The organism is Paenibacillus liaoningensis (assembly GCF_059609455.1).
The window spans coordinates 257,046-267,527 of sequence record NZ_JCAALU010000013.1 but is presented as its reverse complement, the minus strand read 5'-3'; the positions used below and the strand labels follow the sequence as shown (position 1 = coordinate 267,527).

The following is a 10,482-nucleotide window of genomic DNA, read 5'->3' as shown; positions in this document are numbered from 1 at the left end:
CCGAAACTTAATCTCCCTCATCTTCGTTCACTCTCCCTAATGTAATGGTTCCACGAACTGACGTTCTATCAAAGGGTATGATGGGCCGCCAGCTCGTGGGTACGGCTGTATCAGCACGGCAAATTAATCTTCGTCGTAATACTCATCTTCTACGAGAATTCGAGCGTCTGCCCACTCGGCACCGCAAGCGCAAATTTCCTCGTCTCCTACCGTAATCGGTATGCCCATGTAACCAGCAGGACGATCGCAGTACTTGCATTGATAATGAGCCAAGTTGTTACCTCCTCCGTTTTGTATGGGTGGTTATATGGGGGGGATGCCGCTACTTCCTTCTTGATACAATATTTTCTGCTTTGAATGTATCAGTGTAAAAACAAACCCCGAAAGGAAAACTCGCATTATGAGTGACTTTTGCTCGTCCTGTTTTGGTGTAGCCAGCAAAGCGCGCTTCGTATAATTTCCGCTTGATGTGCTGTACTGGCTCGTCAATCTCTAACTGTTTGCTCACTGTCGTTCCCTCCCATGTATTCAGACCTCATCAACATCTGTAATTCCGTCAATTTCTTCCCCGCATGACGGACAAACATGGATGCAACAATCTCTGTATTCAGGATCAGATATACTACCGATGTCGCTTCCTGTAAAAACATTCCTTGTCGCTTTATCCCAATCTCGATTCCAATTCTTAACTCCGCATTTCGGGCATTTTGCTTTGAGTTTCATTTTGTAGCCCTCCCATGTATTTCTGTATTCAAACTGTATGAATGTCCACGTGACCATCGTTTTTTCCATCCAGGTCAGAGCATCCGCTGCACAGCTTTATTTCTCTCCGTGGATCTGAAACATACGCGGAACCAAACATCCTGCGATACCTGTTGCCCGGCCAGATGAAACGTCCGCAGCTATCGCATTCGTGTGTCTTTCTGGCTGTATGAACATTATTCCTAATAACGACGCTCAATTGAATCCGCCCTCCTAGTACCCGTTAGCCTGACGCTCATGGTTAACGGCGTTCTTGGCTGCGTAGGCTACTGAGACGTCTTCAAACGAAAATCCCAAACGTTCCTGCAGGGTGTAGAAGATGTATAATGCCGTCCGCAACTGCGTTCTCTGCCAAGCTTTCAAATCTTTTGGTGCCTCTTCGAACATTTCATGAGCCATAAGCAAGCCGACAATTTGTGATAGGCTGATAAACAGTATATTTGTTTCTCCGTCTGACTCATCTTCCCAAACATCCAAGTCACCAGCTGTAAAATTAAGCTGCCGCGCAATGCTCAGGAAGAAATGCAGGCAGTCTACGTATTCTTCAAGCAGGGGATTGGTGTAATGACCGCCTATTCCATCGCATTCTTCACAGTTTTCCAATTCATGATCTACTTCCATAAATCCGGTCATTTCGCATTTATCACAAGATTTATAAACGTCCGTCCTCGGTTCCTGATCCTTACTCCAATGCTTAAACCCGCGCCATTCGTTAGCCAGCTCGGCAATCTCGACTTGCAGCGCCAGTACCGTGTTGGGTAGCAGGTCTTTGCCCTCCAGACCTTTCTCGGCAATGATCTTGGCGTCTAGCGCCTTTTGCATTTCGTACATTTTTTCAAGTGTTAACATTGTTTGTTCCCTCCTGTATTGGATGCCCGATAGGGCGCCTATTCTTCAATCTCCCAGCTCGTATCGACATATTGCTGAGCATCTTCCCAGACCGCTTCACCGATATATACATCGCGCTCTTCATCGGTTAAACCTTCCATATCTTCCTCGTCGATTTCGATTCCACCAGTGCGTGTAGCTCCGGAATACCCAATGCTCATCTTCCATTTCACTTTCATCGTGTGTCCGCCTCCTTTCCCCTCTATAGGGGGTTAAAATAAGCTCTGCTGCCCATATTGAGCTGCTATTGGGTTGATCCAAAGGACTTCGATGCGGGAACGACCCGCTTCTGCCGTTACAGCCTTTGTTTCTCGGCTCCAATCTCGCAATTTGTCGTTATACATCGGATGGTCATACCCCGATAGGAGTACCGGACCAGGATGAGCAGCCAACGCTTCGAGTAATTCCTCGTGGTCAGCATCGTTCATTTCCTTGGCATACATACGCTTGCTGCGTGTAGATAACAGATAGGGCGGATCGGCATAAACAAGCACCTCTGGACGTTTGTAACGCTCCAGTAGTTTCAACGCAGGCTGACACTCAATCTGCACATTTCGTAGTCGGTCTGTCACCTGCATTATTTTGTCCGGAAGCTTCTGCCAATCCTTCGCTGGATGCGGTGCATTTAAGTCGATAATATGTCGCCATCCGGTTCGATCACTCGTTTTTCCGCCTCTGGCCATCCAACAGCGGACCAAGAAACGCCGGGCTCTCTCTATGCCTGAACCTTCCGAATCGTAGCCTTTGTAGTATTCAGCCCGCGCATATGGAGTCCAATGGATAAGTCTGGCTAGTTCTTCCGGACGGTCGCGAATGATTTGAAAGAGATTTGATACTTCTCCGTCCAGGTCGTTCACCGTCTCTAATATGGAGCGGTCTTTATTGAACAGCACCGCCCCGCTGCCGAAAAACGGCTCTAAATATGTTGTGTGCGGCGGCATGTGGCTGATAATCCAATCCGCCATACTCCACTTGCTGCCGGGGTAGTGTAAGATGCGCGGTGCGCTCATTGGTGTGTCCTCCTCTCTGTATGGAGCTATAGCCCCTAAATAGATAGCTGCAACTGCCCTGCCGGCTGCTCGGCATATCTTTCAAATGTCATTTGATTCCCTGACCCTGTGCAAAGTTCCGGTAAATTCGCCCGAACCAAAGCCTCCGCAAAAGGCGGGGGGACAGCGTTGCCGCAACGTGCCACTTGAGCTGATGCAGGATATTTGTTCCCTCGTGCATCCCGGTCAATAATGTAACTGGAGGGGAAGCCTTGTGCTGGGTACAACTCATGGGCCTTCAACATTCGGAACCCTATGTCAACGATTTGATACGGCGTGCCTTTGATTAGTACCAACCCGAATCGGTCTTTAGTTGGTATAGTGTGCATCGGTTCGTGAAGGCTCTGGCCTACTCCAGCGCCATAGTATTTAATGAGTAACGCCCGAACCTCTCCGGCGTGTATCCCGCCTGCTGTGATCGTTGGCAATGGTTGATCTGTACCGCTGCCGTAATTGTCCCCGCGAAACTTAACTAGATGGCTTGTGACAAGCGCAAAACGGTTCGCTGTACTGATGGTATGCATTGGCTCATCCAACCGTTGCCCCCTAGCCTCGGTAGGCGATACCTCCCCGTAATACTTCGAAAGGAAACCGACTACCAAGTCCTCTTTGTTCCCGAGATTGCTAACTGCAGCATGCGAAGGTACGATATATGGATTTTCACTCTCGATTACAAATCGTTGCAGCCCTCTTGCTATGCGCTTTAATGTCTTATCCACCAAAGGCTTATTTCTCGTGAAAATAGAAGGGCATTCGATGGACCAGTCAATGCATTCGCCCGCGTTTCTCCATGGTTTCAGCAAACCGTTTTTGACATCTGGTGATTTTGGGTCGCCATGGGTCGGTTCAGGCCATACAATCCGCTTTCCATCTGATCGCATTGCCATGAAAAACCTTTCCCTGCTGGTTGGTGCCCCGTAATCACACGCTTTTAATAACTTGGTTTCGACCTGATAACCTTGACGCTTAATCGCATTGACAAAAGTGTTGTAGGTCAGTGCCTTCCTTTTCGGATCAGGTTGTCCGTTTTCCAGCAAAGGACCCCATGACTGAAACTCCTTGACGTTCTCCAATATCTGAACTCTCGGTCTTACAGTTGCTGCCCACTTAACAGCGAGCCAGGCTTGCCCCCGGAGCTGCTTGTTCTTGGGTGTTCCTCCCGCTGCGTTGCTGTGGTGCGTGCAGGAAGGGCTGAGCCAATTTAATGCAACGGGTCGGCCGGCACATACCTCATGCGGGTCAACTTGCCAGACATCCTCTTGATAATGAACCGTATCAGGGTGATTAGCTTCATGCATCGCTATAGCAGCTGGATCATGATTGATGGCAATGTCTACGCTTCGTCCAGTAGCCAACTCAATGCCAGTAGAGGCCCCGCCTCCGCCTGCGAAATTATCGACTATAATTTCAGTGTTCAAATCTTTTCATCTCCTCTCCCGGTCTGCCCATCGGCAAGCGCACTGGCAGACCGCCTCGGCCCCCACGTCATTACATCCCGCTCCCTAGGCTCCGGCATCCGTCCAAGCTCCTCGGCTGTCATTTGCCGCGTTACTATCTCCCCTGCTCCTTTATCTGCCTTGTCCGTTTTATGTCGTGGTACGGGGCGTAAGCGGCGGGTCATCGCAAGTGCGCCGCCCGTTTCAAGATGCTTTTAATCATCTGGCCATTGCCCTTTTGTATACCGCCATCCTCAACACGCTTGAATGTGTAACGGTATGATCCAGAAAATATAGACTTGGATACAATAACCGCCTCCACCAGCTTCCGGCCGTCTCGAATTTCTCCGCCCAACAGTAAATTCGGCTTCATTTTCGGCACGCGGACAATATCTCCAATCTCAGCTGCATCCCGCGCATGAATAATGTCTTTCACCGCCGTCATGACGTCCTTTTTCAATGCCTGCTTTTGTTTTACAGGCATTTTAGACGGATACTCGGAGAACTCTGATAATCTAGCAGAGCGAAAAACTGCGTCATACTTACCGCCATTGTCTGCCAGCTCTTGGGCCAGCAATTCTACGAGCGCTAAACGCTCTTTCCATGCGAATGCTGCCATGTGTGACACTCCTTTCCATTCGCCGCCTGATGATCTCTTTTTCAACATCGATTTTAAGGCTCCATGATGACTGTAAATCAACGTGGCGGATTTCCCACAGTTGCATATCACTTGCCCCACGGAAGTCCACAGCGGTCAATCTCCGAAGCCTGACGCCCTATCAGAGAGCCATACCCTATCTACGATTGCTAGATAGTCCAGCGGTACCCGTCCACCCTCGACATGATAGGCATGCACCTCAAGCGTATCAAGCGATATGCTCTTGCTGCCCCGAACCGCGCTGTCTCTTGCATCCCACATGGGCTTAAGTGCTGTATATGGCAGTAGATATGTCTTACGCTGCTTGTCAAAGGCTATCAGCAAAAAGCTGATTGCTCCCTGCTTGTGGCATTTGTCCAAGTAATCGACCTGATGTTCATGCAGATTTTTAAAATCAAACCTATCCAACTCTTTGACCGACTTTGCTTCAAAGACAATTGACCGACCGCGGTACGTTCCGTCATAATCCACCGTCGATGCCCGCTCAACGTATCCCTGTATCTTGTTGCCGATCTGGCGCAATATCTTAATTGGCGTCGCCCGCTTGTTTATTACGGCTACGTCTTTGATATCGTAAATCTGATTGCTGTAATCTATTAATCCCTCAAAGGCCATGCCTCTATTGGCGTGACTCATGCTTGCACCTTCCTTTTTGCTATAAATTCTTGGTAATCCGCTTCTGTCGGTTCAGGAAGTCCGTCAGCCTTCCGAGCCATGCGGAGCATATTCCTGAGCATTCCCTCGCTCGCTTCCTGTACAGGGACATCTCCAACAATCTCAATTGCCTGCTTGCCAGAATAACCGCCTGACTTAAATCCTTTACTGCCAGAACGCTGCTGCTGTGTTTCCTTTGGCGCAGGCGCAGCGTCTGGACCTCCACGAGCCTTGTAACCTTTAAGCACACCTCCAAGGTATGCAAGGTTGCATTTATCAGGCCCATGCTTGTATGTCTCCCTCATTGCCTTTAACACCCATTCACCGCCGTAATCGTCATACAGCATTCCGAAATCTTCTGCATCAAATTGAGTTATTCTCGCTTTGTTTGAAATGAAGTTGTGTTGATATGCTCGGAACACCTCTCCGAAGCTATATCGAAATTCAACAGTCACAGGAGGCGAATCCCCTGTAGTTGTTGTTGTAGTATCTTTAATATCTTTAATACTGTCTTTAATACTATCTTTAGACACCCGTTTCCTCTTACAGCCGCAAGGGTTTGAAGGCATCCACACTTCTCGTTTTAAGAAGTGGGTGCTTCTCATTTTGAGAAGTGACCACTTCTTATTTTGAGAAGTGACAGTAATTTTAAGGCGTTTAACCTCTGGCTCTGACTTCTCATTTTGAGAAGTGGTTTTTCCTAAATTTTGTCTAATTAACTGCTTGAATTTATCATCACTCCAGCTCTTAACAGGGCTTATTTGCCATCGTTCATAATCCTTATTCACAGCATAAGTGCCACTGGACTGATCCCAATTAATTACTTTGCAATCGGATAAATAGGTTAATTCCTTTTTAATATTCTGGCTTCCGACTCCGCATAGTTCGAAATCCTTAAGCTGCGGGATGAATGCTTCCTTTCTCTTGCAGCCATAAGACATGCGCCAGATTAGAAGAATGATATCCATTTGACGTTTTGAGAAGTCCCGGCGAATGATCTCGTCCCACAGCTCGTTTGCAATCTGTAAAAATCCGTTCTCTTTCTGAGGATTTGCCATCCGCCGATCCTCCTATTTTGTTGTTTGCATTATTATTGCTAGTAGATCATCTGGCTGCGGCATTCTGACAGGCATCACAACATAATTAATTTCAGGCATATATAGAGGGCTAAATGCGCCGTTTCCGAATACCTTTATATCCATAGAGCAGGCGAGCAAGAATTGAGATTGTACATATGCAACTCCCCCGTCGATTAGGAATATGCGATGCATGCCAGCGCCCTCATGCTCACGGAAATACGGCGACCATTCCATTGGTTTTTCTGCGCCCATCATTTCGGGCAGCTTGTGCGCTGGTTTGGTTGCAATGCCATCGAAAGATTTCGTTACCGACTGCCCCTTTTCTGGAATTTGACCATTGAATGCGGTCAAAAGAGCAATGTGTACATCAGCAGGCAAGGAAGTCAATCTAATTCCCCAACTACGGTTTGTTATCGAATGCCCCTCATCATCGAGAGACCAGATGAGTCTTTTACGATCTGATTTTATTTGCTTGCAAAGCCCCTTAGTATTCAGCAACATTTATGCCCGCCCCTTTCAAATATGCATAAGTTCCTATTTCCCGCACGGCCCTCTTGAATCGAATGCCGCCTTCCTTCCTGTCCAGCCAAAGGTGACATGCGTTGCAGGCATGCAGCAGATCGTCCGCTGTCGTTTTATGCGGTATAATCCTACGTCCCATCGTATGCGCCCTCTCGGTCGCCATAGCGCCATCACAAAGCTTCTTTACCTCGCAGATATATTGGGATCGCTCTTTCAATGCTTTATCTGCTGCTGTGCTTATATCACCTTTTTGCTTTTGCGTGAGCTTGATCCGCTTGGGTTTGGATGGTTTAGGAGCCGGGTTAAAATCTCCTATTGGCATCAGTACACCGCTAGTTCCCGATAATGCTTTGCGCCTTTGATTTTTTTGGTTGCGCGGCAGTAGTCGCATTTTTCACAACGCACTGGAATCGCCCCACCGTGTTTAACGGCTTTTACTCGCTCTATATGCTTAGCTACGATTGCTAGCTGCTGCTCTATCAGATCGTAGTCAAAATAGATAATCTCGTGATCTGGTGGGTCTTGCTTCGTTATGATGACCATATGCGGCAACAGCGGCAGCGCCCGCCTAGTATTGATTTGCTCCACTCGGGCATATACACCCATTTGGATGCCGTACCCGTAATGGTCGATAAAATTTTCGTAAGCTTGTACCTCTTTATTCCAAAACTTGCCGTCCATTTCTTTCAGAGCCTTCAAATCTGCGAATATACCAACTTCCGGCTGGTAGCTGTCCAGCATGATTTTCCACGGCACACCATACAACTCCGCAGTCATAATGACCTCTTTTTGTCCAGCCAAAGCCTTCATAACCAGCGGATCGTTCTCAAGAGCCCTGATCATCTTGTTACAGTGCTGGAATTCCTTTTTCAGCTGCCCGGCTGTCCTGCCGCGGGAACTAAATACCTTCGGGTTATTTGCCTTGAATTCAGTCAGAGTTCCTTCGTTCCACGCATGCATGTAATGGCCTTCATTGAAAGCGTTCTTGTCGGGCCGCTCGTATTCCCCGCGCAGCTCAGCCATGGCTTTTGCTTCACAACCTCCATATGACGGCAGGAAACCTTTGAATTGGCTGACGGACATGTAATGAAGGTTTGCTTCTGGCGAGAAATAGTTATCCTTGGTCAGCTGCATCTGCAGCCACCTCCCCGCCTTCAAGTAAATTAAGCGGGCTTTGCTGCGTTGGCTTCGACTCTCTACCAAAATCAAATTCCCCAGCTGATTCAAATGCCAGTTTTTGCTCCGCATCAAAATCAAGCTCTATCGTCTTGCACATTCTACGCAGCACGGTTCTTTTGTACATTTCACCCTGGCTTTTATCCCAAGTGTCATTCCCTGTTTTTCCGTAATGCTTGCGGATCAACTCTATTTCTTCGGCTGGCATGGTCTCATATACCATGCCGCCATCAGCAAATAGTGCCACCGCGAAACTTCCCACGATTTTACTGTTGTTAAATGGCTGCGGAAGAAAATTGACAACTGGCCTGCCTTCGACGATTTCCTCTCGAAAATCGTCCCCCTCTCGCACATTCTTCGCATAAACGTCCAGCAGAGGACGGACGCTATATTTTTTCGCCAGCTTCATTTCGCCTTTATAATCCGTTTGAAAACGGGGCTCCGGCCCGCTGGTGATGATGTGACATTCCCTGTTCAAAAAATCCAATCCAAGGACAGCTCCCTTGAATAGCAACTGAGCTATATCCTCCGTGCCAAAAGCGCTGGCATGCGGAACCTCCGGTAAATACGCTTCACAATTTTGTAAAAACCTTGTTTTGTTTAATCCGGACGGCAAAGCGCTGTTTCTCGAATCCAATAATTGACCCAAATGCTGGATAATTGTCGCCATGTACTTGCCCCTTTACATTTTTTGTAGTAAGATAGGCACCAAGTTATTTCGTATGGTTTTGATTGGCCGCCGCTGGAACGGCAGCCGATCTACGATGATGCCTGAATAGGATGATGAGCATGCGCTTGCTTCCGGCAGGCTTCTTTTTTTTGAGCCAATGAGCCATCTCCTTGTAACTCATGCTCTAACCTCGCTATCTCTTTGATTGCTTTGCCTAGCAGCCCGTGCAGATCATCAACGTTGTCTTTGATATATTGGTTCAGCTCGTCAAAGCGCTTGTGCTCCTCGATCTGATATTGCTCTGCGACAAGCTGCTCAAGCAATGACCGAGCCATCGGTTACCCCCGTATATGTGCCAGCTAATATAGCATCCACAATTGTTATAGCCGCCTGCAGCTTGTCCGCGTCAGCATCAACACCTTTAATGTGATCGACCATCTCCATTTTGAGAGGCGATTTTTCAATGACCTTGAATACCATTACATCAGCCCGACTGGAGTTTACATCCAAGTTAATTGTGTAGTCGGACTTCCAATCAGTTCTCAAAATCTTTTGCATAAGCTCAAGCATCTTAAGCACCTCCGTCAATGACGCTGCGGTAATCCGCATTCGCTAGACTTAATACATCTGCAAGGTAACCAATATTGGCAGCACGTCGCTGGAATCCGTCAGCATTTCGCTTTTCACCTTTTAACCTGCACTTTTGGGATTTAATATGAGAACGACTTGCCTCTTGCTGAATTGCATTGGATGCATCCAACAGGTCATCAAATTTGAGATTGCGGACAACCTTGATTAGCAGAGCTTCGTGCTCATCCAGTTCCATCGTGTCAACAACTTTCTTCATAGCGCTTCCCCCTTAGATTGTCATTTGGTCGTTTGCAGCCTCTACTTGCATTGCAAGATTGGTCGGCATCGTCCAGCGCTCAACATAGCGCTTGGCCTCTTCGAGATCGCCTGTAGCCGTGTTGCAGTAAGAATTGACGTTGAAGTATTCTTTGTAGTCATTCCACAAGGCTCGATATACCTTACTGCGTAGGCTTGTGTCGCTGTATGCAGGAGTTTCTTTGCCTCCAAGTATGGTCAGCACACGTTTGCTGCCTGCCTTTCCGAGCGACCGCTGCTGCCCGTAATCAATCGTTGTGTTGTTCTCCAGCTTTTCGAGCCTGTTGTTGATCTCCTGAGTACGACTATCCAACATAAAGATTGCTTGCAACTCCTTACTCGCTCCTGAAAAACCGTTCAGGCTATCCCGCATCCGATTAAACTCTTGGATGTACAACTCCTTGAAGCGCGAAGCCTCTTTCCCTGTGTATCCCATGACCAAAAAGGAAAATCCATCCTGCGTCATTTCGATTTTTGGCAAGTCCTTGTTCTGCTCCGACTTGTATGAGGAGAGCGCAAAATTGCGCTGTCTAAATTCTTCGCTGCACTCCAATTCACGAACATCCCGCAGCACATCTTTATGATTTTTACTAAACGTCTCTGCTACATTCAGGCTATCCGTTACGGGCTGTCCGTTTTCGATTCTTACTAAGTGCATATATATCACTCCCTGTCGTTTTGTAAGATTCTTCCTGACGTTCAC

General features: G+C 47.7%; 19 protein-coding genes. All 19 read right to left on the bottom strand.

All coding sequences use genetic code 11. The features are described from left to right. Positions 1 to 123: 123 nt before the first annotated feature. Positions 124 to 273, bottom strand: coding sequence for a hypothetical protein (locus AC6B99_RS21505; RefSeq protein WP_496664207.1), 150 nt, complete (start codon positions 271 to 273; stop codon positions 124 to 126). Positions 274 to 322: 49 nt separating this feature from the next. After that, positions 323 to 508 (bottom strand): hypothetical protein, encoded by a 186-nt coding sequence (locus AC6B99_RS21500; RefSeq protein WP_496664206.1) that lies wholly within the window; start codon positions 506 to 508, stop codon positions 323 to 325. A 20-nt stretch (positions 509 to 528) separates the two neighbouring features. Beyond that, a complete protein-coding gene (locus tag AC6B99_RS21495; protein ID WP_496664205.1) occupies positions 529 to 723 on the bottom strand; it encodes a hypothetical protein in 195 nt (64 codons plus the stop codon). A 252-nt stretch (positions 724 to 975) separates the two neighbouring features. Continuing rightward, positions 976 to 1,611: a dUTP diphosphatase gene (locus tag AC6B99_RS21490; protein ID WP_496664204.1), complete on the bottom strand. Its 636-nt coding sequence runs from the start codon at positions 1,609 to 1,611 to the stop codon at positions 976 to 978. Between the two features lie 38 nt (positions 1,612 to 1,649). Next, positions 1,650 to 1,829 (bottom strand): DUF7167 family protein, encoded by a 180-nt coding sequence (locus AC6B99_RS21485; RefSeq protein WP_496664203.1) that lies wholly within the window; start codon positions 1,827 to 1,829, stop codon positions 1,650 to 1,652. A gap of 33 nt (positions 1,830 to 1,862) precedes the next feature. Further along, on the bottom strand, positions 1,863 to 2,660 hold the full coding sequence (locus AC6B99_RS21480) for a DNA adenine methylase (RefSeq protein ID WP_496664202.1): 798 nt from the start codon (positions 2,658 to 2,660) through the stop codon (positions 1,863 to 1,865). A 35-nt stretch (positions 2,661 to 2,695) separates the two neighbouring features. Further along, the gene (locus tag AC6B99_RS21475) at positions 2,696 to 4,117 is read right to left on the bottom strand and encodes a DNA cytosine methyltransferase (protein WP_496664201.1); all 1,422 of its coding nucleotides are present in this window, start codon (positions 4,115 to 4,117) and stop codon (positions 2,696 to 2,698) included. Beyond that, complete coding sequence (locus AC6B99_RS21470; protein WP_496664200.1) at positions 4,114 to 4,320, bottom strand: hypothetical protein; 207 nt, start codon at positions 4,318 to 4,320, stop codon at positions 4,114 to 4,116. The genes AC6B99_RS21475 and AC6B99_RS21470 overlap by 4 nt, the downstream gene beginning before the upstream one ends. Then, positions 4,317 to 4,754 carry a hypothetical protein gene (locus tag AC6B99_RS21465; RefSeq protein ID WP_496664199.1) on the bottom strand — a complete coding sequence of 146 codons (438 nt, stop codon included), beginning with the start codon at positions 4,752 to 4,754 and terminating at the stop codon, positions 4,317 to 4,319. Before AC6B99_RS21465 ends, AC6B99_RS21470 begins: the two co-directional genes overlap by 4 nt. Positions 4,755 to 4,889: 135 nt before the next feature. Next, positions 4,890 to 5,429 carry a Holliday junction resolvase RecU gene (locus tag AC6B99_RS21460; protein ID WP_496664198.1) on the bottom strand — a complete coding sequence of 180 codons (540 nt, stop codon included), beginning with the start codon at positions 5,427 to 5,429 and terminating at the stop codon, positions 4,890 to 4,892. Next, positions 5,426 to 6,505 (bottom strand): replication protein, encoded by a 1,080-nt coding sequence (locus tag AC6B99_RS21455; protein ID WP_496664197.1) that lies wholly within the window; start codon positions 6,503 to 6,505, stop codon positions 5,426 to 5,428. Before AC6B99_RS21455 ends, AC6B99_RS21460 begins: the two co-directional genes overlap by 4 nt. A 12-nt stretch (positions 6,506 to 6,517) precedes the next feature. Beyond that, positions 6,518 to 7,027, bottom strand: coding sequence for a hypothetical protein (locus AC6B99_RS21450; protein ID WP_496664196.1), 510 nt, complete (start codon positions 7,025 to 7,027; stop codon positions 6,518 to 6,520). Further along, entirely contained in the window at positions 7,011 to 7,187 is a 177-nt protein-coding gene (locus AC6B99_RS21445; RefSeq protein ID WP_496664195.1) for a hypothetical protein, read from the bottom strand. The genes AC6B99_RS21450 and AC6B99_RS21445 overlap by 17 nt, the downstream gene beginning before the upstream one ends. A gap of 182 nt (positions 7,188 to 7,369) precedes the next feature. Then, positions 7,370 to 8,182 (bottom strand): PD-(D/E)XK nuclease-like domain-containing protein, encoded by an 813-nt coding sequence (locus AC6B99_RS21440; RefSeq protein WP_496664194.1) that lies wholly within the window; start codon positions 8,180 to 8,182, stop codon positions 7,370 to 7,372. Beyond that, a complete protein-coding gene (locus AC6B99_RS21435; protein ID WP_496664193.1) occupies positions 8,163 to 8,894 on the bottom strand; it encodes a recombinase RecT in 732 nt (243 codons plus the stop codon). Before AC6B99_RS21435 ends, AC6B99_RS21440 begins: the two co-directional genes overlap by 20 nt. An 89-nt stretch (positions 8,895 to 8,983) precedes the next feature. After that, positions 8,984 to 9,217, bottom strand: coding sequence for a hypothetical protein (locus tag AC6B99_RS21430; RefSeq protein ID WP_496664192.1), 234 nt, complete (start codon positions 9,215 to 9,217; stop codon positions 8,984 to 8,986). Continuing rightward, positions 9,210 to 9,464 carry a hypothetical protein gene (locus AC6B99_RS21425; RefSeq protein WP_496664191.1) on the bottom strand — a complete coding sequence of 85 codons (255 nt, stop codon included), beginning with the start codon at positions 9,462 to 9,464 and terminating at the stop codon, positions 9,210 to 9,212. Before AC6B99_RS21425 ends, AC6B99_RS21430 begins: the two co-directional genes overlap by 8 nt. 1 nt (position 9,465) lies before the next feature. Then, positions 9,466 to 9,741 carry a hypothetical protein gene (locus tag AC6B99_RS21420; protein WP_496664190.1) on the bottom strand — a complete coding sequence of 92 codons (276 nt, stop codon included), beginning with the start codon at positions 9,739 to 9,741 and terminating at the stop codon, positions 9,466 to 9,468. A gap of 12 nt (positions 9,742 to 9,753) precedes the next feature. Further along, positions 9,754 to 10,437 carry a Rha family transcriptional regulator gene (locus AC6B99_RS21415; protein WP_496664189.1) on the bottom strand — a complete coding sequence of 228 codons (684 nt, stop codon included), beginning with the start codon at positions 10,435 to 10,437 and terminating at the stop codon, positions 9,754 to 9,756. Positions 10,438 to 10,482 lie beyond the last annotated feature (45 nt).